The organism is Agromyces sp. NPDC058126, from assembly GCF_042884595.1.
Classification (GTDB): Bacteria; Actinomycetota; Actinomycetes; order Actinomycetales; family Microbacteriaceae; genus Agromyces.
Map to the genome: position 1 here is coordinate 546,697 of NZ_JBHVTS010000003.1, position 24,620 is coordinate 571,316.

Genomic DNA, 24,620 nt, shown 5'->3' on the forward strand with positions numbered 1-24,620 from the left:
CGTAGGATCGAAGCAATCCTGATCGAAAGTGAGCTGCAGCGTGGCTGATCAAGCTGAAGTCGTGTTCGTCGACGGGGTCCGCACCCCGTTCGGCAAGGCCGGCGACAAGGGCATGTACTGGAACACCCGAGCCGACGACCTGGTCGTGAAGGCGATCGTCGGACTCCTCGAACGCAACCCGAACGTTCCGAAGGACCGCATCGACGAGGTCGCCATCGCCGCGACCACCCAGACCGGCGACCAGGGCCTCACCCTCGGTCGCACGGCCGCGATCCTCGCGGGGCTGCCGAAGACGGTGCCCGGTTTCTCGATCGACCGCATGTGCGCCGGCGCGATGACCGCGACCGCGATGCTCGCCGGATCCATCGGTTACGGCATGTACGACCTCGCGATCGCGGGCGGCGTCGAGCACATGGGCCACCACCCGATGGGCTCGGGCGTCGACCCGAACCCGCGCTTCCTCAGCGAGCGACTCGTCGGTGAGGACGCGCTCGTCATGGGCGCGACCGCGGAGCGCATCCACGACCGCTTCCCGCAGCTCACGAAGGAGCGGAGCGACCGCTTCGCCCTCGCGAGCCAGCAGAAGACCGCCGCGGCGTACGCGGCCGGCAAGATCCAGCAGGACCTCGTGCCCGTCGCGATCCGCACCGAAGAGGGCTGGGGTCTCGCGACCCGCGACGAGGTCATGCGTCCCGAGACGACGCTCGAGGGCCTCGCCGGCCTGAAGACGCCGTTCCGCCCCCACGGCCGCATCACCGCCGGCAACGCGTCGGGCCTGAACGACGGCGCGACCGCGGCGCTGCTCGCCTCGGGTGCGACCGCGAAGGAGCTCGGCCTCACCCCGAAGATGAAGCTCGTGAGCTACGCCTTCGCCGGCGTCGACCCCGAGATCATGGGCATCGGGCCGATCCCCGCGACCGAGAAGGCGCTGCGCAAGGCCGGCCTCTCGATCGACGACATCGACCTCTTCGAGATGAACGAGGCGTTCGCCGTGCAGGTGCTCTCGTTCATGGACCACTACGGCATCGACGACGACGACCCCCGTGTGAACCCGTGGGGCGGCGCGATCGCCGTCGGCCACCCCCTCGCCTCCTCGGGCGTGCGCCTCATGAACCAGCTCGCGAGCCAGTTCGCGGAGCGCCCCGAACTGCAGTACGGCATCACCAGCATGTGCGTCGGCCTCGGCCAGGGCGGCACGATGATCTGGGAGAACCCGAACTTCGACAAGAAGGCGAAGAAGCGCGCATGACCGACTACTCGACCATCGACTTCGACTCGCTCGTCGCCCTCGCCGGCGACGACGAGGTCGTGACCCGCTCGTACGTCCGCGACGTGCCGCTGTCCGGCGGCAAGACCCTCGCGCTCCTGACGCTCGACAACGGCCGCGACCACACCCGCCCGAACACGCTCGGCGCGGCGACGCTGCTCGAGTACGCGGCGAAGCTCGACGAGCTGAAGGCGCGCGCGGCGGCCGGCGAGATCCACGCCGTCGCGGTCACCGGCAAGCCGTTCATCCTGGCCGCCGGCGCCGACCTGTCCAAGGTCGCCGAGATCCCCGACAAGGAGACGGCGAAGAAGTTCGTGCAGCTCGGGCACTACGCGCTCGCGAAGCTCGGCGAGGTCGGCGTGCCGTCGTTCACGTTCTACAACGGGCTCGCGCTCGGCGGCGGCCTCGAGATCGGCCTGCACGCCGACTACCGCACGGTGGACGCCTCGGCGCCGGCGCTCGCGCTCCCCGAGGTCTTCCTCGGCCTGATCCCCGGTTGGGGCGGCGCGACGATCCTGCCGAACCTCATCGGCATCGAGAACGCCCTCAAGGTCGTCATCGAGAACCCGCTCAAGCAGAACCGCACGCTCAAGGGCCAGGACGCCCTCGACCTCGGCATCGCCGACGCGATCTTCCCCTCGGTGAACTACCTCGAGGACTCGATCCGCTGGGCCGACGACGTCATCTCGGGCCGCATCAAGGTGAAGCGCCCCAACGAGCCCGGCAAGATGGAGCGCCTCGTCAAGTGGGATGCCGCGATCGGCATCGCGACGAAGATGCTGAAGAGCCGCATCGGCTCGGTGCCGCAGTCGCCGTACGCGGCGCTCGACCTCATGAAGGCGGCGAAGAGCGGCACCCGCGCCGAGGGCTTCCAGCGCGAGGACGAGGTGCTCGCCGAGCTCATCGCCGGCGACCAGCTGCAGGCGTCGATCTACGCCTTCAACCTCGTGCAGAAGCGCACCAAGCGCCCCGCCGGTGCGCCCGACAAGGCCGTCGCGAAGAAGGTCACCAAGGTCGGCGTGCTCGGCGCCGGGTACATGGCGAGCCAGCTCGCGCTGCTCTTCGTGCGCCGCCTCCGCGTGCCCGTCGTGATCACCGACATCGACCAGGAGCGCGTCGACAAGGGCGTGGCGTACATCGCCGGTGAGATCGACACGCTGCTCGGCAAGGGCCGCATCTCGCCCGACGAGGCGAACCGCCTCAAGGCGCTCGTCACGGGCACCACCGACAAGGCCGACTTCGCCGACTGCGACTGGGTCATCGAGGCGGTCTTCGAGGAGCTCGAGATCAAGCAGAACGTGTTCGCCGAGATCGAGCAGCACATCTCCCCCGAGGCCGTGCTTGCGACGAACACCTCGTCGCTCTCGGTCGAGCAGATCGGCGCGAAGCTCGCCCACCCCGAGCGTCTCGTCGGCTTCCACTTCTTCACCCCGGTCGCGGTCATGCCGCTCATCGAGGTCGTGAAGACGCCGTTCACCGACGAGGCGACGCTGTCGACCGCGATGGTCACGGCGAAGAACCTCAAGAAGAACGCCGTCATCACCGCCGACACCCCGGGCTTCGTCGTCAACCGCCTCCTCGCGGTGCTGCTCGGCGAGGCGATGCGCGCCGTCGACGAGGGCACCTCCTTCGAGACGGTCGACCAGGCGATCGCCCCGCTCGGCCTGCCGATGGCGCCGTCGGCGCTGCTCGACCTCGTCGGCCTCAAGGTCGGCGCGCACGTGCTCGACACGCACCACGCGGCGTTCCCCGATCGGTTCTACCGCAGCGAGAACCTGCACAAGCTCGCCGAGTACGGCAAGCTCCTCGAGAAGGACGACAAGGGCAAGGTCAAGGGCTTCGACAAGGGCGCCCTGAAGCTCGTCGCGGGCGGCAAGAACCCGCGCACGGCCGAGGAGATCCTCGTGTCGCTGCAGGACGGGCTGGCCCGCGAGGTCAAGCTCATGCTCGACGGCGAGGTCGTCGCCGCACCTGAGGACATCGACCTCTGCCTGGTGCTCGGCGCGGGCTTCCCGTTCCAGATGGGCGGCGTCACGCCCTACCTCGATCGGGTCGGCGCCTCCGAGCGCGTCTTCGGCGACACCTTCCACCACCCGCAGGTGAAGGGCGTCGGCGCCTAGTCCGACACGCGACGGTACGCGAATGCGGCCCCCGGCTTCGGCCGGGGGCCGCGTTCGTGTTGGGCGGATGCCTCGCGCGGGCGCCGCGCGACGTGCGCCCCGAGGCATCCCGCGGCCGCCCGCGACGGCGACCCGAGACGCTGCGAGGCGCCGCGCCGGTCGCCTAGATGCGCGGCTGCGGGCTCGTGTCGGTGGGCACGGCCGGCTCGGCGCCGAGCGCCCGGGCGTGCGGCAGCTTCGAGCCGAGCACCATCGCGGTCACGTCACGGGCGATGTGCTGGGGCGTGAGCCCGACTCGCTCGAGGATGTCGGCGCGAGAGCCGTGCTCGAGGAACTCGTCGGGCAGCCCGAGCTCTGTGACGGCCGTGTCGACGCCGGCCTCGCGGAGGTCCTGGCGGATGCGCGTGCCGATGCCGCCGACGCGGATGCCGTCTTCGAGGCTCACGACGATGCGGTACTCGGCCGAGAGGTCGATCACGCTGCGCGGCACGGGCACGACCCAGCGCGGGTCGACGACGGTCGCGCCGATGCCCTGCGCCTCGAGTCGCTCGGCGACGGCCAGGCCGACGCCGGCCATCGGGCCGACGGTGACGAGCAGCACGTCCTTGCGCTCCGACTCGGCGAGCACGTCGACGCCGTCGTCGGTGCGGCGGACGGCGTCGTAGTCGACCCCGACCGTGCCCTTCGGGAAGCGCAGCACCGTGGGCCCGTCGTCGACGGCCACGGCCTCGCCGAGCTCCTCGGCCAGGCGGATCGCGTCGCGCGGGGCGGCGATGCGGATGCCGGGCACGACCTGGAGGATCGAGAGGTCCCACACGCCGTGATGGCTCGGGCCGTCGGGTCCGGTGACGCCGGCCCGGTCGAGCACGAAGGTCACGCCCGCCCTGTGGAGCGCGACATCCATGAGCACTTGGTCGAAGGCGCGGTTGATGAACGTGGCGTACACGGCGACGACGGGATGCAGGCCGCCGAACGCGAGGCCCGCGGCCGCCGTCGCGGCGTGCTGCTCGGCGATGCCGACGTCGAACACCCGGTTCGGGAAGCGCTCGGCCATGCGGTGCAGCCCCGTCGGACGGAGCATCGCCGCGGTGATGCCGACGAGGCGCTCGTTCTGCTCGGCGAGGTGCACGAGCTCCTCGGCGAAGGCGCTCGTCCACGACGGGCCGGCGGATGACTCGAGCGACTCCCCCGTCTCGGGGTCGATCTGACCGACGGCGTGGAACTGGTCGGCCACGTCGCGGCGCGCGGGCTCGTACCCGCGGCCCTTCTCGGTGATCGTGTGCACGATGACGGGCGCGCCGTAGGCCTTCGCCTGCCGCAGCGCCTCCTCCATCGCGTGCTCGTCGTGCCCGTCGACCGGGCCGATGTACTTGATGTCGAGGTTCGAGTAGAGCGCCTCGTTGTCGGTGAACCGGCTGAGGAAGCCGTGGAGGCCGCCCCGCACGCCGCGGTAGAAGGCCTGCGCCGGCCCGCCGAGGCGATCGAAGGCGCGTCGGCTCGAGAGGTGGAGGTTGCGGTACCCCTGCTTCGTGCGCACCGTGTTGAGGAAGCGTGCCATGCCGCCGATCGTCGGCGCGTACGAGCGACCGTTGTCGTTGACGACCACGATGAGCTTCCGGGTGTTGTCGTCGGAGATGTTGTTGAGCGCCTCCCACGTCATGCCGCCCGTGAGCGCGCCGTCGCCGACGACGGCGACGACGTGGCGGTCGTCCTGTCCCGTCATCTCGAACGCCTTCGAGATGCCGTCGGCCCACGAGAGGGAGCTCGAAGCGTGCGAGCTCTCGACGATGTCGTGCTCGGACTCTGAGCGCTGCGGGTAGCCGGCGAGCCCGCCGGTGCGTCGCAGCGACGACAGGTCGGTGCGACCGGTGAGCAGCTTGTGCACGTACGACTGGTGACCGGTGTCGAACACGATCGCGTCGCGCGGCGACTCGAACACCCGGTGGATGGCGATCGTCATCTCGACGACGCCGAGATTCGGGCCCAGGTGGCCGCCCGTCTTGGAGACGGACTCGACGAGGTACTCGCGGATCTCACGGGCGAGCTGCTCGAGCTGTTCCTGGCTCAGCGCATCGAGGTCGCGCGGGCCAGAGATCGTCGAGAGCAGGGTCATGCGTGGTGCCTCCGGGGTGACGCGGCGGTGCCGCCGAACGGAACGAGTCTACGCCGGGCAGGCTGTGAGCCCGGGCAGACGAGGGGGCGATCGGCGGAATCGCCGATCGCCCCCTCGTCGAAAGCGTGTCGCGTCAGACCAGGCTGCGCAGCACGTACTGCAGGATGCCGCCATTGCGGTAGTAGTCGGCCTCACCCGGCGTGTCGATGCGGACCACCGCGTCGAACTCGACGGGCTGCTTGCCCTCGGCCGAGAACTCGCTCGGCACCGCGGTCACGCGCACCGTCTTCGGGGTGACACCCTCGTTCAGCTGCTCGAGGCCCGCGATCGAGACGATCTCGGTGCCGTCGAGGCCGAGCGACTCCCAGCTCTGGCCGGCCGGGAACTGCAGCGGCACGACGCCCATGCCGATGAGGTTCGAGCGGTGGATGCGCTCGAAGCTCTCGGTGATGACCGCCTTGACGCCGAGGAGGCTCGTGCCCTTCGCCGCCCAGTCGCGCGACGAACCCGAACCGTACTCCTTGCCGCCGAAGATGACGAGCGGAGTGCCCTGCGCCTGGTAGTTCTGGCTCGCGTCGTAGATGTACGACTGCGGGCCGCCCTCCTGCGTGAAGTCGCGGGTGAACCCGCCCTCGACGACCTGGCCGTCGTTGACGGCCGAGACGAGGAGGTTCTTCAGGCGGATGTTGGCGAAGGTGCCGCGGATCATGATCTCGTGGTTGCCGCGACGCGAACCGTAGGAGTTGAAGTCCTTGCGGTCGACGCCGTGCTCGGTGAGGTACTGCGCCGCAGGGGTGCCGACCTTGATGTTGCCGGCCGGGCTGATGTGGTCGGTCGTCACCGAGTCGCCGAGCGTCGCGAGCACGCGGGCGCCCGAGATGTCGGTGACCGGCGTGAGCTCCATCGACATGCCGTCGAAGTACGGCGCCTTGCGCACGTAGGTCGAGTCGGCGTCCCACTCGAACACCGGGCCGGTCGGAGTCGGCAGCGTCTTCCAACGCTCGTCGCCCTCGAACACGGTCGCGTACTGCTTGATGAACTGCTCGCGCGAGATCGACGAGTCGATGATCTCCTGGACCTCTTCGGGCGCGGGCCAGATGTCCTTCAGGAAGACGTCGTTGCCGTCGCCGTCCTTGCCGAGCGGGTCGACCTCGAAGTCGAAGTTCATCGAGCCGGCCAGCGCGTAGGCCACGACGAGCGGCGGCGACGCGAGGTAGTTCATCTTGACGTCGGGGCTGATGCGGCCCTCGAAGTTGCGGTTGCCCGAGAGCACCGCCGTGACCGCGAGGTCGTTGTCGTTGATCGCCGCGGAGACCTCTTCGATCAGCGGACCGGAGTTGCCGATGCAGATCGTGCAGCCGTAGCCGACGGTGTAGAAGCCGAGGCCCTCGAGCGACTTGTCGAGTCCGGACTTCTCGTAGTAGTCGGTGACGACCTTCGAGCCCGGGCCGAGGGTGGTCTTCACCCACGGCTTGGTCTTGAGGCCCTTCTCGAGCGCCTTGCGAGCGAGCACGCCCGCCGCGATCATGACCGACGGGTTCGAGGTGTTGGTGCACGAGGTGATCGCCGCGAGCGCCACCGAGCCGTGGTTCAGCGTGAACGACGGGCCGCCGGCGACCGTCACCGGCGTCGGCTTCGAGACCGTCTTCGGCGCGTGCGAGTGGTGGTGGTGCTCGTGGTGGTTCGACTCGTCCTCGGGGGTGAACCCGGGCGGGTCGGAGGCCGGGAACGACTCGGAGATCGTCAGGTCGACGAGGTCGTGGTCGACGTCGGCGTAGTTCGTGAGGTCGAGCTCGAACTGCTCCTTCGAGCGCGAGAGCAGGATGCGGTCCTGCGGACGCTTCGGGCCTGCGATCGACGGGACGACGGTCGAGAGGTCGAGCTCCATGTACTCGCTGAACTCGGGCTCGTTGTCGGCGTCGTGCCAGAGCTTCTGCACCTTGGCGTACTGCTCGACGAGCGCGACCGCGGCCTCGTCGCGACCCGTGAGGCGCAGGTAGTCGAGGGTGACGTCGTCGATCGGGAACATCGCCGCGGTCGAACCGAACTCGGGGCTCATGTTGCCGATGGTGGCGCGGTTCGCGAGCGGCACCGACGCGACGCCGGCGCCGTAGAACTCGACGAACTTGCCGACCACGCCGTGCTTGCGGAGCATGTCGGTGATCGTGAGCACGACGTCGGTCGCGGTCACGCCGGCGGGGATCTCGCCGGTGAGCTTGAAGCCGACGACGCGCGGGATGAGCATCGACACGGGCTGGCCGAGCATGGCCGCCTCGGCCTCGATGCCGCCGACGCCCCAGCCGAGCACGCCGAGGCCGTTGACCATGGTCGTGTGCGAGTCGGTGCCGACGCAGGTGTCGGGGTAGGCGCGGAGGACGCTGCCGCCGTCGGGGGTGGACACCGTGCGGTCGTAGACGACCTTGGCCAGGTGCTCGATGTTGACCTGGTGCACGATGCCGGTGCCCGGGGGCACCACCTTGAAGTCGTTGAACGCGGTCTGGCCCCAGCGGAGGAACTGGTACCGCTCGCCGTTGCGCTCGTACTCGATCTCGACGTTGCGCTCGAGCGCGTTCTCGGTGCCGAAGAGGTCGGCGATGACGGAGTGGTCGATGACCATCTCGGCCGGCGAGAGCGGGTTGATCTTGTTCGGGTCGCCGCCGAGCGCGGTGACCGCCTCGCGCATGGTCGCGAGGTCGACGATGCAGGGCACGCCGGTGAAGTCCTGCATGACGACGCGCGCCGGCGAGAACTGGATCTCGGTGTCGGGCTCCGCGTGCGGGTCCCACGAGCCGAGCGCCTCGATCTGCTCCTTGGTGACGTTCGCGCCGTCCTCGGTGCGGAGCAGGTTCTCGAGCAGCACCTTCAGGCTGAACGGAAGCTTCTCGTGACCCGGCACGGTGTCGAGTCGGAAGATCTCATAGGACTCATCACCGACGCGGAGCGTGTCCTTCGCCCCGAAACTGTTCACTGCAGACACGATGTCCTCTCCTTCGCGGATGCCGGCGACGACGCGCACGACATTCCATCTTCTCCGTCAGACATGGGGCGGTACCAGCAAGGGTAACCTAAGCCGATCGCCAGCCGACAGGCCTCGCACCTCGTGCGAATTTATCTTGACGTCGAGATAACTCTATCACTCGCCGGAGCGCGACGAGGACGGGTAGACGGCACGCACGACGAGCCAGGAGAAGACGAGCACGAGCGCGTAGAGCGGCACCCCCATGAGCAGGCGCATGGCGCCGAGCGCCTCGACGTTGTTCACGAGATAGAAGGGGACCTGCACCGCCAGACGCGCCACGAAGAGCCCGATCCAGACGAGCGTGAGGAACTGCGCCGCGCGGTACTTGCGACGATCCTGCTTCCAGGCGAGGCCGTCGCCCATGAGGAATCCAACGATGAGCCCGATCGCCGGCCACCGCACGAACAGGGAGATGAGGAGTGCGAGCGCGTACGCCGCGTTCGTGAAGAAGCCGAGGACGTAGTTGTCGCGCGCGTCGCCCGACCAGAGAGCCAGCGCCGCCGACGCGAGCACGCCGACGAGCCCCGCGATCGCCTGGGTCGGCTGGCCCTTCGCCACGAGCCGGGCGATCGTGAACACGACCGCGAGGCCGACCGACGCCCCGAGCGCCGGCACGAGCGCCGCCTGCGCGTCGTAGCCCGCGAAGCTCGTCAGCGAGCTGTAGACCACGAGGAAGACGAGGCCGGGCAGCAGCGCCTCGAGGATGCCCCTCACGCCGCCGACCGCGCCGAGCAGGTCGCGCCCGCTCAGCTGCTCGTCGCGTGCGAGCGCACCGAGGCCGCTCTTCTCGGCGGCGGCCGCGAGCTGGCGACCGAAGTCGGCCGCGTCCGCGCCCGAGTCCTCCGGAGCATCCCGCCCGTCGTCGTCGGGGCGCGCTGCGCCCGGCACCTCCGACACGGCTACGCCGTCGGGGCGCCCGCGGAGGACGCGGGCATCCGCAGCGGAATGAGGTCGCGGGGCGGCATCGGCGTCGCGCCGCGCACCACCACGATCGAACGGAAGAGGTCCTCGACCTGCGCCGCAGCCGCGGGGTCGACCGCGGCCTGGCCGGCGATGACGCCGCGGAGGAACCAGCGGGGGCCGTCGACGCCGATGAAGCGCGCGAGCCGCATCTGGCCCTGCTGGCCCTCGCCGGCCGCAACCGGGATCTGCGCGAGGAGCTCGGGACCGAAGGTGCCTTCGCGCACCGTGGTCGTGCCGCCCTGGCGGGCGATCTGCTCGGCGATCTGCGCGCGGATCTCGTGCCAGAGACCGCTCGAACGCGGTGCGGCGAACGGCTGCACCTGCAGGGTCGAGTTCGCGAAGTCGAGGCCGATCGCCACGACGCGCTTCGTGCCCTCCTCGACCTCGAGGCGGAGGTGCAAGCCCTCGCGCGGCAGCACCTTCACGCCGCCGAGGTCGACGTACGGACGGACCGGATTGGCCTCCGACTCGTCGAAGGGGCCCGCGCTCGCCCGATCGTCGGGTGCGGACTTGGGCTGGTCGACGACCGAGCCGTCGGTGTTCTCGATGTCGCTCACGCGTTCACTCCTGACTTGTGCTCCCCGAATCCCGTGGAGCCGAATCCACCCTCGCCGCGCAGACTGCTCGGGAGTTGCTCGACCTCGACGAAGCGTGCGCGGCTGACGGGCATGACGACGACCTGGGCGATCCGGTCGCCGGCCTCGATCGTGTACGCCTCGCGCGCGTCGGTGTTGAGCATGGCGACCTTGATCTCGCCTCGATAACCGGCGTCCACCGTTCCCGGGGCGTTCACGATCGTGATGCCGTGCTTGAACGCCAGCCCGGAACGCGGGACCACGAACGCCACGTAGCCCTCGGGCAGCGCGATGGACACGCCGGTGCCGACGGTCGCACGCTCCCCCGGCTCGAGGACGACGGACTCCGCGGCATGGAGGTCGGCCCCGGCGTCGCCCGCGTGGGCGTAGCTCGGGATGCGTTCGGCAGTGATCAGCACGTCGACGGAATCGGTCACCGTTCGAGGGTAGTGCAGAACTCTGGAGTCGGAACGCGACCATTCACTCCGGACGCCCCGGTCGCCGACCTCGCCCGATCACCGGGCGGTGCAGAAGTCTGGTCTGATAGACCCATGCCCGAATACCACGAGAGACTCTGGCCCACGCCGTGGATCTACATCGCCAGCCTGCTCCTCATCCCCGCGAGCATCCTCGTGCTCGCCCCCGTCTCACTGCCCGCGGGTATCGCCACGGGAGTGATCCTCTATCTCGCAGCGGTGGGCGCGCTCACGCTCACCGCCCCCACCATCGAGGTCCGCGCCGGCCGCTTCCGCGCCGGACGCGCCGAGATCGCGGTCGAGCAGCTCGGTGAGGCGGTCGCGGCCGACGAGACCGCTGCGCGCATCGAACGCGGCACCGGACTCGATGCACGAGCGTTCCTCGTCATCCGCGGCTGGGTGCGTCCGGTCGTGCGCGTGCCGATCCTCGACCCGGCCGACCCGACGCCCTACTGGCTCGTCTCGAGCCGTCGACCCAAAGAACTGGCCGCCGCGATCAACGGATCACGACGGCCTGAAAGTGAGGAGCGCAGCGCCTAGGACGCGCACTCCAGGCAGATCGGCCCGAGCTTCGTCTCGTGGTCGATCTGCGAACGGTGCTTCACCAGGAAGCAGTTCACGCAGGTGAACTCGTCGGCCTGGGGCGGAAGCACGACGACATCGAGCTCGACGTCGGAGAGGTCTGCACCGGAGAGGTCGAATCCTCCGGGGTTGTCGGCATCGTCGACATCCACCACTCCCGACATCTTGTCGGGGACGCGTTCCTTGAGGGCCTCGATCGACTCCGAGTCGTCTTCGGTCTTCCGCGGGGCGTCGTAATCCGTTGCCATTCCCATCCATTTCCTCATGCGCCGAAGATTCGGCGGCCATAGTCTGCATCAAAACGAGTACGTAAGCAAACCCTCTGCACACCCGTTCCCCGATGCAACGTGCTCAACTTCCGCCGCGCCCGCGCTATTCCCGCGAGCAGCACCGGCGACGTGGCATCCTTGGGCGGAGACGAAAGCACGGAAGGGCTTGTCGCGATGCAGGAACTCAAGGTAATCGGAGTCGAGAACGGCGCGTTGCTCGCTGCCTCCGACGATGGCGCGCGCTTCCGGATCGAGATCGACGAGGTGCTCCAGTCGCGGATCCGGCAGGCTCAACCCGAACAGCACACCGGCCCCAAACCCTCGCCCCGCGAGGTCCAGGCGCACATTCGTGCAGGCATGTCCGCCGAGGAGGTCGCCCAGGTCACCGGCGCGTCGATCGACTACATCCGGCGATTCGAGGGTCCCGTGCTCGCCGAGCGCGACCACGTCGTCACCTCGGCCCTCGCCGTGCCCGTCAATCTCGGCGTCGAGGCCGACCCTGCCGACGAGCCCGCGACCTTCGGCGGCGTGATCCGCGACCGGCTCGCGAAGCTCGGCGCGCAGGGCGAACGGTGGGCGAGCTGGAAGGACGAGGAGCGCGGTTGGATCGTCAAGCTCGAGTTCACCGCCGACACCATCGACCACGACGCACGCTGGACCTTCGAGCCGCGCAAGCAGTCGCTGCAGCCGCTGAACTCCGAGGCGATCACGCTGTCGCAGCAGGGCGAGCTCAAGGGCGGGCTCATCCCCCGCCTGCGCGCGGTCGGCCCCGACTCCGACGAGTCGAGGTTCGACAGCGGCGCCTTCACCTTCGACGAGATGGACCACGGCGACAACGACACGGCGCCCCACCTCGAACCGCTCCCGTACGCCCGCACCTCGCAGACGTCGAGCCCTGCGGTCGCGCGCGCCGCGATCAAGCGCGCCGACGAGCCGAAGCAGTCGCTCGGCGAGACGGCCGACCTGCTCGAGGCGCTGCGGCGCCGCCGCGGTGAGCGCGAATCGGCGACCGTCGATCATGAGGCGCCCCGCCAGGCTCCCGCTCCGTCCGATGCGCCCACGCCGATCGCCCCCGCGGCGGCCGTCGAGACGCAGCCCGAACCCGCCGATGAGCAGCCCGGTGCCGGCGCGCGCAGCATCTGGGGCAAGGTCTCCTCGCCGTCGAGCAGCAACAGCACGGCCCGCAACCAGAAGAAGGGCCGCGCCTCGATGCCCAGCTGGGACGAGATCGTGTTCGGCGCACGCACCGACGACGACCTGGCCTGAGCCGCGCCACTCACGACGGCCCGAGCAGCATCCGCTGCCCGGGCCGTCGTTCGTTTCATCGGCGCGCACCGGCGGCGTCGACGACGTGCGCCTTCGCCCGCCGCCGCCCGGCATCCGCAGGCTCGCCTTGCGACAGCGGTGCTAGAATTCGAACGAATGTTCGAATGAATGAATGGGTCGGAGGTGCCGTGCTCCAAGTGGAGGAATCCGTCGAGTTGTGGACGGACGACGCCGGGACCCCGCTGCGGCTCGTCTGGCGATCACGGAGGTTCCGCGTCACCGACACCCCGACCGTGCTCGTCGGCGGGTGCGGGTGGTGGCGCCCGTTCGCCGAGCACGACGTCTCCCCCGGGCGGGCGCCGCTCGAGATCTCGGGCTGGCGGTTCCAGGCGAGCACCGCCGACGGCGAGACCCACGTCTTCGACGTCGAACCCGAGCCGGGCGCCGACGCCCGGTGGCGGGTCGTGCGCGTCTTCGACTAGTCGTCGTGGTCGTGCGGGCCGACGATCGGCTCGGGAGGACTCGGCGCAACCGCCGGTCGCAGCCACAGCATGAGCACGCCGCCGACGACGAGCCCCCAGAACGCCGAGCCGATGCCGGCGACCGCGACGCCCGAGGCGGTCACGAGGAAGGTGCCGATCGCCGTGATCCGGTGCGCGGGCGCCTCCAGCGCCGTGCTGATCGACGTGACGAGCGCGCCGAGCAGGGCGAGCCCGGCGACGGCGGTGATGATGATCGGCGGCGAGGCCTGCACGATCGCGGCCGCGAGGCCGGCGCCGACGCCGAGCAGCAGGTAGACCACGCCCGAGGAGACCGTCGCGATCCAGCGGCGGCGCGGGTCGGGCGCCGCCTCGGGGCTCGCCATGATCGCCGCGGTGATCGCGGCGAGGTTGATCGCGTGGCCGCCGGTCAGCGCCGCCGCCATCGAGGCGGCCCCGGACGTCACGAGGACGGGCCGAGGCCGCAGCTGATAGCCGAACGTCGACATGACGGCGAAGCCGGGGACGTTCTGCCCCGCCATCGTCACGATGAACAGCGGCAGGCCGAGGCTCACGATGACGAATGGATCGAACACGGGGGCGACGAACTCGAGTCGCGGCACCACGGCGTCGCTGCCGAGCACGGCTGGGCCCGCGATGACGGCGATGCCGACGACCGCCACGAGCATGGCGGCCGGCACCGCCCAGCGCGGCGCGAGCCGGGCGAGCAGCAACCAGACGAGCACCATCGGGATCGCGATCGCCGGCTGCTCGATCGCGGCCGTCACCGGGGCGATGCAGATCGGGAACAGGATGCCGGCGAGCATCGCGCTGGCGATGGGCTTCGGGATGCTCGTGATCGCCCGGCCGAGCGCCGGCCACAGCCCCGAGAGCACGATGAGCGCCCCGCACACGAGGAAAGCGCCGGTCGCTGCGGCGAAGTCCTGAGTGGTGCTCGCCGCCGCGACGAGCAGCGCTGCGCCCGGCGTCGACCAGGCGAACGACACCGGGACCCGCATGAGGATCGGCAGCACGATGCAGGTGATGCCGGTCGCCAGGCACAGGGCGAAGAGCCCGGAGGCGGCCTGCGAGTCGCTCGCGCCGACGGCGACGAGCCCGGCGATGACGAGCGCGAACGAGCTGGCGAACCCCGTGATGGCGGCGATGACGCCCGCGACGACCGTGTGGAAGATGGGCGGCGCTCTCGCCTACGCCGACTTCTCGGCGCGACGCTGCTTGTGCGGCACGATCGTCGGCGCGGCGTTGTCGAGCACGGCCGCCTTCGTCACGACCACCCGGGCGACGCCGGTCGAGGACGGCACCTCGAACATGATCGGTCCGAGCACCTCCTCCATGATCGCGCGAAGACCGCGGGCACCCGTCTGGCGGAGCACGGCGAGGTCGGCGATCGCCTCGAGCGCGGCCTGTTCGAAGTCGAGCTCGACGCCGTCGAGCTCGAACATGCGCTGGTACTGCTTGACGAGGGCGTTCTTCGGCTCGGTGAGGATCTCCATCAGGGCCTCCTGGTCGAGCGGCGTCACCGTCGCCACGACCGGGAGCCGGCCGATGAACTCGGGGATGAGCCCGAACTTGTGCAGGTCTTCGGGGAGGACCTCGCTGAAGATGTCGGCCTCGTCCTCCTTGTTGTGGAGGGGGGCGCCGAACCCGATGCCGCGCTTGCCGGCACGCGAGGAGATGATGTCTTCGAGGCCGGCGAACGCGCCGGCCACGATGAACAGGACGTTCGTCGTGTCGATCTGGATGAACTCCTGATGGGGGTGCTTGCGGCCGCCCTGAGGCGGGACGGAGGCGACCGTGCCCTCGAGGATCTTCAGGAGCGCCTGCTGCACGCCCTCACCGGAGACATCCCTCGTGATCGAGGGGTTCTCGGCCTTGCGGGCGATCTTGTCGACCTCGTCGATGTAGATGATGCCGGTCTCGGCGCGCTTGACGTCGTAGTCGGCGGCCTGGATGAGCTTCAGCAGGATGTTCTCGACGTCTTCGCCGACGTAGCCCGCCTCGGTGAGCGCGGTCGCATCGGCGACGGCGAAGGGCACGTTGAGCTGCTTCGCGAGCGTCTGGGCGAGGTAGGTCTTGCCGCAGCCCGTCGGGCCGATCAGCAGGATGTTCGACTTCGCGATCTCGACGTCGTCGTGGGCGCGGTCGGCGGACGTCAGCGTCGCCTTCGCGCGAACGCGCTTGTAGTGGTTGTAGACCGCGACGGCGAGGGCCTTCTTCGCGGCCTCCTGGCCGATGACGTACTCCTCGAGGAAGGCGAAGATCTCCTTCGGCTTCGGCAGCTCGAACTCGCCGGTCTCGGTCTCGCCGGCCTCGGCCAGGCGCTCCTCGATGATCTCGTTGCAGAGCTCGACGCACTCGTCGCAGATGTAGACGCCGGGTCCGGCGATGAGCTGCTGGACCTGCTTCTGGCTCTTTCCGCAGAAGGAGCACTTCAGCAGATCGGCGCTCTCTCCGATGCGTGCCATCGAAACCCTCCCTGTCGACGAGTCTGTTCCGAGCCTAGCCCGAGATCCGGCGGTTGCGGCGTAGCCGGCGCGATTCGACACGCCACCGGGTTCGCCCGCCGCGAACCGTCGGCGTCAGTCGATGAGGTGACGCAGGTACCGCCGGGGGTCGTCGAGGTACGAGCGCCAGTGGGCGACGAGTTCGAGGTCCTCCCACGCCGTCTCGCGGATGCCCCACTCCCCCAGCTCGAGGATGGTCGCCCCGGGGACCGAGGCGAGGATCGGCGAGTGCGTCGCGCAGACGACCTGCGTGCCGCGCGCCACCATCCGGTCGAGGCCGGCGATCCAGCTGAGCGTCGAAGCGAACGACAATGCCGCCTCGGGTTCGTCGAGGCAGACGAGCCCGGCGGTGAACTGCGGGTGGTCGAGCTTGTTGTCGAGGAGGTCGTTGAACGATTCGCCGTGGCTCAGCGAGTGCAGGTGCCGGTCGGGACTGTCGGGCAGCTCCTCGAGGTAGCTGTAGTAGCCGTGCATCGTCTCGGCCCGGAGGAAGAATCCCCATCGCGGCGCCAGCGGGCTGCGCTCGACCCGCAGCCACTCGCCGAGCGGCGACTCGCTCGGGCGGGTCGCCCGTCCGCCGTTGCTGCTGCCACCCTCGGGCGGGAGCCCGTACGCGGTCGCGATGCCCTCGAGGAGCGTGGACTTGCCGCTGCCGTTCTCACCGACGAGGAAGGTGAGTCCGGGCATGAAGTCGAGACCCTCGTCGTCGAGGATCTGCGCGATCGCCGGGATCGTCGCCGGCCACGCCGCGGGATCGATCGAGGCATCCGAATACAGCGAAACGCGGCGGAGGGCCCGGCTGTCGTCGAGCCGGTCCTCCGCCGCGTTCGTCACGCTGCGCGACTACCGGGTGATCGCCGGCAGGCTCTTGCGCGAGGTGAGCACCTGGTCGATGAGGCCGTACTCGAGCGCCTCGTTCGCCGAGAGGATCTTGTCGCGGTCGATGTCGGTGTTGACCTGCTCGGGCGTGCGGTTCGAGTGGCGCGAGAGCGTCTCCTCGAGCCACCCGCGCATGCGCAGGATCTCGGCCGCCTGGATCTCGATGTCGCTCGCCTGGCCGTGTCCCGCCTCGCCCATGGCGGGCTGGTGGATGAGCACGCGGGCGTTGGGCAGTGCGAGGCGCTTGCCGGGCGTGCCGGCGGCGGCGATGACCGCGGCGGCGGAGGCCGCCTGGCCGAGCACGACGGTCTGGATCTGCGGACGGATGTACTGCATCGTGTCGTAGATCGCCGTCATCGCGGTGAACGAGCCACCGGGCGAGTTGATGTAGAGGATGATGTCGCGGTCGGGGTCCATCGACTCGAGCACCAGGAGCTGGGCCATGATGTCATCGGCCGAGGCGTCGTCGACCTGCACGCCGAGGAAGATGATGCGGTCCTCGAAGAGCTTCGCGTACGGGTCCTGACGCTTGTAGCCGTAGGCGGTGCGCTCCTCGAAGCTCGGCAGGATGTAGCGCGAGCCCGGTGCCTGCACGCCGTTGAAGGCGGTGCCACCGAAGGCGGGGATGTTCATTCGCTCGTTCTCTCTTCTCTCGATGCCTACGCCTGGGTTCCGCCGCCGCCGGCGACGTCGAGCGCCGACTCGCGGATGTGGTCGACGAAGCCGTACTCGAGGGCCTCCTGCGCGTTGAACCAGCGGTCGCGGTCGCCGTCGGCGTTGATCTGCTCGACGGTCTTGCCGGTCTGCGCCGCCGTGATCTCGGCGAGCCGCTTCTTCATGTCGAGGATGAGCTGCGCCTGCGTCTGGATGTCGCTCGCGGTGCCGCCGAAGCCGCCGTGCGGCTGGTGCAGGAGCACGCGCGCGTTCGGCGTGATATACCGCTTGCCCTTGGTGCCCGCGGTGAGGAGGAGCTGCCCCATCGAGGCGGCCATGCCGATGCCGACGGTGACGATGTCGTTCGGCACGAACTGCATCGTGTCGTAGATCGCCATGCCGGCCGTGATCGAGCCACCGGGCGAGTTGATGTAGAGGTAGATGTCCTTCTTCGGATCCTCTGCGGCGAGCAGCAGCAGCTTCGCCGCGATCTCGTTGGCGTTGTCGTCGCGCACCTCGGAGCCAAGCCAGATGATGCGGTCCTTCAGCAGTCGATCGAAAACACCGGTGCCTGGTGTCGGTTCGGCCATGTGTCGCTCCGTTTCGGTTGTCGCGTTGAATCGAATCTATCCGGTGCAACGCGCGCGAATCGGGCTGTTCGCCCTAGGCGGATGCCGCGAGTTCCGCCGCGTAGGCGGCGAGCGACACGCGATACCGCGGCAGGTGGGGTGCGAGGGCGGCGAGGACGTCGGATGCCGCGCGGCGGGCATCGCCTGCATCGACCCGCGCGAGCGCGCGGAACGCGACGACCGCGTCGTGGAGCTCGCCCGCCTCGGGCTCGATCTCGTCGAGCAGTGCGATCGACTCGAGCGGCCGCCCGAGGTTGCGGATGGTCGAGGCGAGCTGGATGTGGGCCTGCACGCGCTCGGAGCCGGAGAGTCCTCCGTCGATCGCGCGCCGGTAGAGCGGTTCGGCCTCGCTCTCGAGTCCGGCCGAGTCGCGTGCGCCCGCCCGTTCGAAGAGCGCGAGCGGGTCGTGCTCACCTCGTTCCGCGGCCAGCACGTCGATGCGCTCGATCACCTCGAGGTCGCCCAGCTCGTCGGCCGCGGCCCACACCTCGTCGACCCGTCGCTGCCACTCGTTCGCCTCGGTCATCCGGTCTGATTCCTCTTTCGTCGTGATTGCGCCTCTGGGAGACGACGAAAGGGCCGAGCGAGAACGCTCGACCCTTTCGCACTGCGATGCGGGATTACTCCGCGTCGGCCTTCTTCGGCGCGCGCTTGCGAGCCGGCTTCTTCTCTTCGGCGGGGGCCTCGGCGGCCTCCTCGGCCGGCGCCTCGGCGGCGGCCTTCTTCGGAGCGCGCTTCTTCGCGGCGGGCTTCTTCTCCTCGGCGGGAGCCTCAGCGGCCTCGTCGGCAGCCTCGTCGTCGCCGCCCACGGCCGTGAACTCGGAGAGGTCGACGGCGTTGCCCGAGGCATCCGTCACCTTCGCCTTGCCGAGCGCGATCGCGAGCGCCTTGTTGCGCGCGACCTCGCCGACCATGGCGGGGATCTGGCCCTGCTGGCTCAGGATCTGCACGAACTCGTTCGGGTCCATGCCGTACTGTGCTGCACCCTGCACGAGGTACTGGGTGAGCTCCTCCTGGCTGACCTGGACCTTCTCGGCCTCGGCGATCGCGTCGAGGAGGATCTGCGTCTTGAACGCCTTCTCGCTCGACTCGGCGACCTCGGCGCGGTGCACGTCGTCCTCGAGGCGGCCTTCGCCTTCGAGGTGACGGTGCACCTCGTCGTCGATGACGCCCTGGGCGACCGGCACGTCGGCGAGCTCGAGGAGCTTCTCGACGAGGAGGTCGCGGGCCTGGTTGCCCTGGCCGAAGACCTTGTTGCGGCCGGCCTGCTCCTTGAGCGAGGCGGTCAGCTCGTCGAGCGTGTCGAACTCGCTCGCGATCTGCGCGAAGTCGTCGTCGGCCTCGGGGAGCTCGCGCTCCTTGACGGCGCCGACGGTGACGGTGATCTCAGCGGTCTCGCCCTCGTGGTCGCCGCCGAGCAGCTTCGAGGCGAAGGTCGTGGTCTCGCCGGCCGAGAGCGTGTCGAGCGCCTCGTCGATGCCCTCGAGCAGCTCGCCCGAGCCGAGCTCGTACGAGATGCCGCTCGCGGTGTCGACCTCGGTGCCGTCGATCGTGGCGACGAGGTCGAGGGTCACGAAGTCGCCGGACTTGGCGGGGCGGTCGACCGTGATGAGCGTGCCGAAGCGGCTGCGCAGGCGGTCGAGCTCCTCGGTGACCTCGTCGTCGCCGACCTCGACCGAGTCGACCACGAGCTCGAGGCCGTCGTAGGCGGGCACCTCGATCTCGGGGCGGACGTCGACCTCGATGGCGAGCAGCAGGTCGCCGGAGAAGTCCTTCTCGCTGGGCCACTCGACGATGTCGGCCTCGGGGCGGCCCATCGGGCGCAGCTCGTGCTCGGCGACGGCGGCACGGTAGAAGCCGTCGAGGCCCTCGTTGACCGCGTGCTCGAGCACGGCGGCCTTGCCGACGCGCTGATCGATGATGGGCGGCGGCACCTTGCCCTTGCGGAAGCCGGGCACGTTGACCTGCTCGGCGATGTGCTCGTACGCGTGGGCGATGCTGGGCTTCAGCTCGTCGGGCGTCACCGAGATGGTGAGCTTGGCGCGAGTGGGGCTCAGCTTCTCAACCGAAGTGGTCGGCATGGGGAAGATCTCCTGTTGTGTGGAAGTTCGTGTCGAGTCGAGAAACTCGTCGGGGCGACAGGATTCGAACCTGCGACTTCCCGCTCCCAAAGCGGGCGCTCTACCAAGCTGAGCTACGCCCCGAGTCGCCGACTCAACTCGTCGATTCACCCGCACGGGCATGCCGAAACACACGTCAGGCGGGTGGACCCCGGAAAGTCTACTGCACACGCGGTGGGCGTTGCTGATCGCACCGACCCGCCGTCACGGCGCGCCTGTGGAGCGATCACGCGATCCGGGTCGCTCGGCTGGCAGAGTGTCGCCATGACCGACCGACCCACCGCCGCCCCCGACGGCGCGCTGCGCTGGCCCGCCGACCCCTCGTACTTCGTCGACACGACGCGCTGCCCCGCCTGCTTCACGCCGCTCGCCTCCGCGCGCTGCGCCGCGTGCGGGCTCGACCTCGGCGTGCCCGCCTCGGTCGAGCTGCTCCAGGTCGGCACCCGTCTCCACGCCGAGAGCGCCACGCGGGCGGAACTCATCTCACGCATGCGGGCGGCGCAGGCGGCGGCCGTCGCGCAGCCGGTCGAAGCGCGGCCGCCGGCTGCGGCGCACGTGTCGCCGGCGAGCACGACCGCACAGCTCGCGGATGCCACGGCCACGGCCGCGCCCGTCACACCGCCGCCGCCCGTCGTGGCGGCACCCGCACCGGCACCGGCACCGGCACCGGCGACGTCGCCGGCCGTCGCGCCCGCGGCATCCCCGTCGCCTGTCGGTGCGGCCGTCGCCCGACCCGCGCGCCGCTCAGGCGTCCAGGTCTTCCTGCTCGGGCTCGGCGTCGTGCTGCTCTCGATCACCGCGATCGTGTTCCTGTTCTACGCGTACCTCGTGGCGAGCCTCGAGGTCCGTTCGGTCATCACCGCGGCGCTGAGCATCGCGGTGCTCGGCATCGCCTGGCTCCTCCGCGCCCGACGACTTCCCGGAACGGCCGAGGGCGTCGCGTCCGTCGCCGTCGTCCTGCTGCTGCTCGACGTCTGGATCGTGCGGGCGAACGGACTGTTCGGCACCGACGCGCTCGACGCCGTCGGCTACACGGGCGGCGCCCTGCTCGTGGTCGCGGCGGTGCTCGCGCTCGCGCGCCGCGTCACGGGCATCCGGACGACGGGATTCACCGCCGCGGCGGTCCTGCCGATCTCGGCGTACCTCCTCGCCTCCCAGCTCGCCCCCGCGGGCGACGCGGTCACCGGGGTCTGGGCGGGTTCGCTCGCCGCTGCGGTGCTCGGCGCCGCAGCCCTCGCCCTGCCACCGCTCGTCGAACGCACGATCCTGCTCGCCGCGGGGTTCGCCGGGGGCGGCCTGGCGCTGCTCACCGCGGCCTGGACGATGCCCGAGGTGGCGTGGCATCCGCTCTGGGGCTTCTTCGGCGCCGCCGCGGTCTGGCTCCTCCTCGCCATCGCGCTGGGCGCGCGGAGGGCCGACGTTCCCGCGGTGTGGCGCGTCACCGCCGCCACGGCGTTCGGCCTCAGCACGGCGCTGGCACCCGCGGTGGCGATCGCCGTCGAAGTCGACCCCGGCATCGCGATCTGGCTCGCTCCGGCCGCGACCGGGGCGGTGCTCTGCCTCTTCGCGCTCGCCCTCCGGCGGGCGGGTGCACGGCCCGGGCCCGAGGCCGGCGCCTTCCTCGGCGCCGCGCTCGTCGCAGCGGGCTCGGCCGTGCCCGGTGCCCTCCTCGGCATCACCGCGACCGGTGCGCGCGTGGTCACTGACGGGATCCCCGCCCCGGGCTTCAGGGGCGACGGGGCGCTCGGCCTGGATGCCGCCTCCGAACTCGGTGCCGTGCTGCTCCCCGTCGTCGTCGCCCTCGGCGGTGCCGCGACGCTCGCGATCCTCGGCCGCCTCCGCCGCTTCATCGCGCTCCCGGTCGGCGCGGCGCTGGCGGCGCTCATCGTCGTCGGCGCGGTCGTCGACGCGCCGTGGGCGACCGCGTCGATCTGGCTCGCCGTGGCGCTCGGCGCGCTCGCCTGGGCGGGCTTCGCCCGGCGCACCACGGGCGGCCTGCTCGCGGTGGCCGCGGTGGCGGGCGTGTCGGCCGCGATCCTCGCCGAGCTCTTCGGCTTCACCGCGCCAGAGGTCTGGCCCGCGACGTGCACGGCCGTGCTCGCGGCCGCCGTCGGCGGGCGCGCCCTCGCGGGCCGCATCTGGGGGGCGCAGGCGACCGCGATCGGCATCGTGCACGTCGTCATCGCGGCCGTGCTCACCGTCATCGCCCTCGCCTCGCTCGTGTGGTGGCTCGAGTCGCGGGAGGTGCGGTTCGACGAGCCGCAGGCCGCGCCGTGGCTGGTCATCGGCATCGGCGCCTCGCTGCTCGTCGGCGTCGCCGGCGTCGTGCGTCTCGGCACCTCGGGCGACCGAATCGCGTTCACCGTCCCGCTGCTCGCGAGCGCCGTCGTCGCCGCCGGCGAGTTCGTCGTCGATCATCCGGATGCCACGTGGTCGTGGCTTCCGGCAGCGCTCCCCGCCGCGGCATCCGTGCCCTGGCTGCGGCGCTCGGCGCCGCTCGGCCTGCGCATCGCCGCCGCCGCGATCGCGCCGCTCGCACTCGGCGCGGGCGGTGGGCTGCTCGCGCTCGACCTGGCCGGCCCCGACGCGCTCACCTACGCCGTGGCGGGCGCCGCCCTCGCCGGCGCCGGACTCGCGCACGTCGTGTCGCGCGGCCGCGGCGACGTCGCCATGATCGGCTGGTCCGCCGCGGTCGGCCTGCTCGGGCTCCTCGCGATCACGTCGGCGCTCGCCGGCGCGGGCGAGCCCTGGCTGGCCTTCGCCATCCTCGCGCCGGTTCCGATCGTGCTCGCCGCGCTCGCGGGCGATCCGATCGGCGGCGAGAGCCCCCTGCGTCACTTCTCCTGGCTGAGCGCCGCCCTCGCGGTCCTCGCGGTCTGGAGCCGCCTCGTCGGCGACGGCGTCGACGAGGTCGAGGCGTACACGCTGCCGCTCGCGGCGGCGCTCATCGCGTGCGGTGCGCTGATCACGTGGCGGCGCGCACCCGAAGGAGCCAACTCGCGCGGCCGCACCGCACTGTTCGCCGTCGCCGCCGGCGTCGCGGTGCTGCCGAGCATCGCCTCGGCCGGCGCGTCCGAACTGCGCACTCTCGTGCTCGTCGCCGGGGGCGCCGTGGTCGCCATCGCGGCCGGGTTCCTTCCGCAGCACCTGCGCGGCGTGCCCGTTCGGCTGCTCGGCGCAGCGACCGGATGGACGGCCGTCACCGGTGCGGCACTCGTTCGCGGCATCACCGTGGCGCAGACCGGCGACGGCGGCCTGCCGCCGGAGTTCTGGCCCGTCGTGGCACTCGCGACGGGCATCGTCGTCACGGTCGTCTGGGCCCGGACGGGCTCCCGGCCCGAGCTCGTCGCGGAGGCCGGCCTCGCCGCCTCGCTCGTCGCGGCCTCGCTGCCGACGCTCCTCGCGATCGTCTCCGACGACGCATCGTCGCTGCGCGCGGCCCTGCTGTTCTCCTTGGTGGGTGCCGCCCACGTCGGCGGGATCGCACTGCGGGCACGTCCGCTCACCGGTCCGATCTTCGCGTGGACGACCCGTGGCGTCCTCGTGCTCGGAGGCCTCATCGCGCTCGTGAGCGCGACCGTCGACCCGTTCGACCTCGTCACGGCGCCGGTCGGACTCGCGTTGGTCGCCGCGGGCGCCGTCGCGATGCGTCGCTCCCCCGAGCTCGGCAGCTGGCCCGCCCTCGGTCCCGGGCTCGCGATCCTGCTGGTGCCGCCGCTCCTCGCCGACTTCGTCGACCCCGAGCTGTGGCGCATCGTCACGCTCGCGGCGGTCGCGCTTGCGACCCTGCTCGCCGGCGCGACCCGCCGGCTGCAGGCGCCGTTCATGCTGGGCGGAGGGGTGCTGCTCGTGCACGCGCTCGTGCAGTTGTGGCCGGCGATCACCTGGCTCTACGAGGCCGTGTGGTGGTGGCTCTGGCTCGGCATCGCCGGCGTGCTGCTCGTGGTGCTCGCGGCGACGTACGAGCGTCAGCTGCGCCTCGCGCGCACCACGATCAGCTCGATCGGCGCGTTGCGATAGGGGAATCGTCGGGGTGGCGCCGGCTTCGTTCCGGCCCGCCCCGGCGGCCGACGTGCACGAAGGGGGCGACCGCGTGTACTACGATGATCCAGTGCCCGCGAGCGGGTCACGGGGATGTAGCTCAATGGTAGAGCCTCAGTCTTCCAAACTGATTACGCGGGTTCGATTCCCGTCATCCCCTCCGAACAGCCGAAACGGCCCGCGACGACATCGCGGGCCGTTTCGCTTCTGCAGCGAAGCGTCGGCGTCAGAACTTGTTGCCGAGCGCCTTGCTCTTGATCGCGTCGAACTCGCCCTGCGTGATCGTGCCGGCGTCGAGCAGCGCCTTCGCCTTGGCGATCTCGTCGGTGGGGCTCGCGAACGAGACCGATCGGATGTACTCCTCGCTGTACTCCTCGTACTCGTCCTGCTTGCGCGCCGACCGTTCGGCCATACCGCTGCCTCGCGCGATCAGGTAGACGAGCGCGGTGACGAACGGCACGAACACGAGGAAGATCAGCCAGACGGCCTTCAGCCAGCCGTTGAGCGAGTGATCGCGGAAGACGTCGATGATGATGTAGATCAGCGCGAACAGGTACGCGACGTAGGCGAACGCCCAGAACAGGAACCAGAACCAGTCCCAGAGACTGTTGAGGAAGAACATGTGCGCAGACCCCTCTCGATC

20 protein-coding genes and 2 tRNA genes are annotated in these 24,620 nt (G+C 70.4%); 7 read left to right on the forward strand and 15 right to left on the reverse strand.

Going from position 1 to position 24,620, the window contains the following annotated elements:
* Positions 1 to 40 precede the first annotated feature (40 nt).
* Positions 41 to 1,249 (forward strand): thiolase family protein, encoded by a 1,209-nt coding sequence (locus ACFVTR_RS11630; protein ID WP_376945541.1) that lies wholly within the window; start codon positions 41 to 43, stop codon positions 1,247 to 1,249.
* A complete protein-coding gene (locus ACFVTR_RS11635; RefSeq protein WP_387037431.1) occupies positions 1,246 to 3,387 on the forward strand; it encodes a 3-hydroxyacyl-CoA dehydrogenase NAD-binding domain-containing protein in 2,142 nt (713 codons plus the stop codon). Before ACFVTR_RS11630 ends, ACFVTR_RS11635 begins: the two co-directional genes overlap by 4 nt.
* Before the next feature lie 163 nt (positions 3,388 to 3,550).
* Here ACFVTR_RS11635 and dxs read toward each other — a convergent pair whose 3' ends face one another.
* The 5 genes from dxs to dut all read right to left on the reverse strand — a co-directional run bounded on the left by dxs (position 3,551) and on the right by dut (position 10,494).
* Complete coding sequence (gene dxs / locus ACFVTR_RS11640; protein WP_387037433.1) at positions 3,551 to 5,500, reverse strand: 1-deoxy-D-xylulose-5-phosphate synthase; 1,950 nt, start codon at positions 5,498 to 5,500, stop codon at positions 3,551 to 3,553.
* Between the two features lie 133 nt (positions 5,501 to 5,633).
* A complete protein-coding gene (locus tag ACFVTR_RS11645) occupies positions 5,634 to 8,480 on the reverse strand; it encodes an aconitate hydratase (RefSeq protein ID WP_387037757.1) in 2,847 nt (948 codons plus the stop codon).
* Positions 8,481 to 8,633: 153 nt separating this feature from the next.
* The gene (locus tag ACFVTR_RS11650) at positions 8,634 to 9,416 is read right to left on the reverse strand and encodes a DUF3159 domain-containing protein (protein WP_387037435.1); all 783 of its coding nucleotides are present in this window, start codon (positions 9,414 to 9,416) and stop codon (positions 8,634 to 8,636) included.
* A gap of 2 nt (positions 9,417 to 9,418) precedes the next feature.
* Positions 9,419 to 10,039, reverse strand: coding sequence for a DUF3710 domain-containing protein (locus ACFVTR_RS11655; RefSeq protein WP_387037437.1), 621 nt, complete (start codon positions 10,037 to 10,039; stop codon positions 9,419 to 9,421).
* The gene (gene dut, locus ACFVTR_RS11660; RefSeq protein WP_387037438.1) at positions 10,036 to 10,494 is read right to left on the reverse strand and encodes a dUTP diphosphatase; all 459 of its coding nucleotides are present in this window, start codon (positions 10,492 to 10,494) and stop codon (positions 10,036 to 10,038) included. Before dut ends, ACFVTR_RS11655 begins: the two co-directional genes overlap by 4 nt.
* Before the next feature lie 114 nt (positions 10,495 to 10,608).
* Here dut and ACFVTR_RS11665 point away from each other — a divergent pair, with 114 nt between their 5' ends.
* Entirely contained in the window at positions 10,609 to 11,073 is a 465-nt protein-coding gene (locus tag ACFVTR_RS11665; protein WP_387037440.1) for a DUF3093 domain-containing protein, read from the forward strand.
* On the opposite strand, the gene ACFVTR_RS11670 is transcribed toward ACFVTR_RS11665, so the two are convergent.
* Entirely contained in the window at positions 11,070 to 11,363 is a 294-nt protein-coding gene (locus ACFVTR_RS11670) for a DUF4193 domain-containing protein (RefSeq protein WP_026378289.1), read from the reverse strand. The genes ACFVTR_RS11665 and ACFVTR_RS11670 overlap by 4 nt on opposite strands.
* Positions 11,364 to 11,558: 195 nt before the next feature.
* Here ACFVTR_RS11670 and sepH point away from each other — a divergent pair, with 195 nt between their 5' ends.
* Together sepH and ACFVTR_RS11680 are read left to right on the forward strand one after the other, a co-directional pair.
* Positions 11,559 to 12,650 carry a septation protein SepH gene (gene sepH, locus ACFVTR_RS11675; RefSeq protein ID WP_387037441.1) on the forward strand — a complete coding sequence of 364 codons (1,092 nt, stop codon included), beginning with the start codon at positions 11,559 to 11,561 and terminating at the stop codon, positions 12,648 to 12,650.
* A 164-nt stretch (positions 12,651 to 12,814) separates the two neighbouring features.
* Entirely contained in the window at positions 12,815 to 13,132 is a 318-nt protein-coding gene (locus tag ACFVTR_RS11680; protein ID WP_387037443.1) for a hypothetical protein, read from the forward strand.
* Here ACFVTR_RS11680 and ACFVTR_RS11685 read toward each other — a convergent pair.
* The 8 genes from ACFVTR_RS11685 to ACFVTR_RS11720 form a co-directional block, all read right to left on the reverse strand.
* Positions 13,129 to 14,322, reverse strand: a complete 1,194-nt coding sequence (locus tag ACFVTR_RS11685) for a benzoate/H(+) symporter BenE family transporter (protein ID WP_387037759.1) — start codon at positions 14,320 to 14,322, stop codon at positions 13,129 to 13,131. The two genes, ACFVTR_RS11680 and ACFVTR_RS11685, sit on opposite strands and share 4 nt — an antisense overlap.
* Before the next feature lie 15 nt (positions 14,323 to 14,337).
* The gene (gene clpX / locus ACFVTR_RS11690) at positions 14,338 to 15,615 is read right to left on the reverse strand and encodes an ATP-dependent Clp protease ATP-binding subunit ClpX (protein WP_387037445.1); all 1,278 of its coding nucleotides are present in this window, start codon (positions 15,613 to 15,615) and stop codon (positions 14,338 to 14,340) included.
* 114 nt (positions 15,616 to 15,729) lie between these two features.
* Positions 15,730 to 16,488, reverse strand: a complete 759-nt coding sequence (locus tag ACFVTR_RS11695) for an AAA family ATPase (protein ID WP_387037447.1) — start codon at positions 16,486 to 16,488, stop codon at positions 15,730 to 15,732.
* 9 nt (positions 16,489 to 16,497) lie between these two features.
* On the reverse strand, positions 16,498 to 17,166 hold the full coding sequence (locus ACFVTR_RS11700; protein WP_376945563.1) for an ATP-dependent Clp protease proteolytic subunit: 669 nt from the start codon (positions 17,164 to 17,166) through the stop codon (positions 16,498 to 16,500).
* A gap of 26 nt (positions 17,167 to 17,192) precedes the next feature.
* Positions 17,193 to 17,777 carry an ATP-dependent Clp protease proteolytic subunit gene (locus ACFVTR_RS11705; RefSeq protein WP_387037449.1) on the reverse strand — a complete coding sequence of 195 codons (585 nt, stop codon included), beginning with the start codon at positions 17,775 to 17,777 and terminating at the stop codon, positions 17,193 to 17,195.
* A gap of 73 nt (positions 17,778 to 17,850) precedes the next feature.
* A complete protein-coding gene (locus ACFVTR_RS11710; protein WP_387037451.1) occupies positions 17,851 to 18,342 on the reverse strand; it encodes a tetratricopeptide repeat protein in 492 nt (163 codons plus the stop codon).
* 94 nt (positions 18,343 to 18,436) lie between these two features.
* Positions 18,437 to 19,897: a trigger factor gene (gene tig / locus ACFVTR_RS11715; RefSeq protein ID WP_376945569.1), complete on the reverse strand. Its 1,461-nt coding sequence runs from the start codon at positions 19,895 to 19,897 to the stop codon at positions 18,437 to 18,439.
* A 49-nt stretch (positions 19,898 to 19,946) separates the two neighbouring features.
* Positions 19,947 to 20,020: transfer RNA gene (locus ACFVTR_RS11720), tRNA-Pro, on the reverse strand.
* 180 nt (positions 20,021 to 20,200) lie between these two features.
* Here ACFVTR_RS11720 and ACFVTR_RS11725 point away from each other — a divergent pair.
* Together ACFVTR_RS11725 and ACFVTR_RS11730 are read left to right on the forward strand one after the other, a co-directional pair.
* Positions 20,201 to 23,956, forward strand: a complete 3,756-nt coding sequence (locus ACFVTR_RS11725) for an SCO7613 C-terminal domain-containing membrane protein (RefSeq protein ID WP_387037453.1) — start codon at positions 20,201 to 20,203, stop codon at positions 23,954 to 23,956.
* A gap of 110 nt (positions 23,957 to 24,066) precedes the next feature.
* Positions 24,067 to 24,137, forward strand: a tRNA-Gly gene (locus tag ACFVTR_RS11730).
* A 66-nt stretch (positions 24,138 to 24,203) separates the two neighbouring features.
* Here ACFVTR_RS11730 and ACFVTR_RS11735 read toward each other — a convergent pair.
* Positions 24,204 to 24,599 carry an SHOCT domain-containing protein gene (locus ACFVTR_RS11735; protein WP_387037455.1) on the reverse strand — a complete coding sequence of 132 codons (396 nt, stop codon included), beginning with the start codon at positions 24,597 to 24,599 and terminating at the stop codon, positions 24,204 to 24,206.
* Positions 24,600 to 24,620: the final 21 nt, after the last annotated feature.

What these genes read in the sequence shown, in the direction of transcription:
- ACFVTR_RS11735 (WP_387037455.1), bottom strand. Translation starts at nt 24,599, where the DNA reads ATGTTCTTCCTCAACAGTCTCTGGGACTGGTTCTGGTTCCTGTTCTGG.
- ACFVTR_RS11700 (WP_376945563.1), bottom strand. Translation starts at nt 17,166, where the DNA reads ATGAACATCCCCGCCTTCGGTGGCACCGCCTTCAACGGCGTGCAGGCA.
- ACFVTR_RS11725 (WP_387037453.1), top strand. Translation starts at nt 20,201, where the DNA reads ATGACCGACCGACCCACCGCCGCCCCCGACGGCGCGCTGCGCTGGCCC.
- dxs (WP_387037433.1), bottom strand. Translation starts at nt 5,500, where the DNA reads ATGACCCTGCTCTCGACGATCTCTGGCCCGCGCGACCTCGATGCGCTG.
- ACFVTR_RS11680 (WP_387037443.1), top strand. Translation starts at nt 12,815, where the DNA reads ATGAATGAATGGGTCGGAGGTGCCGTGCTCCAAGTGGAGGAATCCGTC.
- ACFVTR_RS11670 (WP_026378289.1), bottom strand. Translation starts at nt 11,363, where the DNA reads ATGGCAACGGATTACGACGCCCCGCGGAAGACCGAAGACGACTCGGAG.
- tig (WP_376945569.1), bottom strand. Translation starts at nt 19,897, where the DNA reads ATGCCGACCACTTCGGTTGAGAAGCTGAGCCCCACTCGCGCCAAGCTC.
- ACFVTR_RS11635 (WP_387037431.1), top strand. Translation starts at nt 1,246, where the DNA reads ATGACCGACTACTCGACCATCGACTTCGACTCGCTCGTCGCCCTCGCC.
- clpX (WP_387037445.1), bottom strand. Translation starts at nt 15,615, where the DNA reads ATGGCACGCATCGGAGAGAGCGCCGATCTGCTGAAGTGCTCCTTCTGC.
- ACFVTR_RS11705 (WP_387037449.1), bottom strand. Translation starts at nt 17,777, where the DNA reads ATGGCCGAACCGACACCAGGCACCGGTGTTTTCGATCGACTGCTGAAG.
- sepH (WP_387037441.1), top strand. Translation starts at nt 11,559, where the DNA reads ATGCAGGAACTCAAGGTAATCGGAGTCGAGAACGGCGCGTTGCTCGCT.
- ACFVTR_RS11710 (WP_387037451.1), bottom strand. Translation starts at nt 18,342, where the DNA reads ATGACCGAGGCGAACGAGTGGCAGCGACGGGTCGACGAGGTGTGGGCC.
- ACFVTR_RS11665 (WP_387037440.1), top strand. Translation starts at nt 10,609, where the DNA reads ATGCCCGAATACCACGAGAGACTCTGGCCCACGCCGTGGATCTACATC.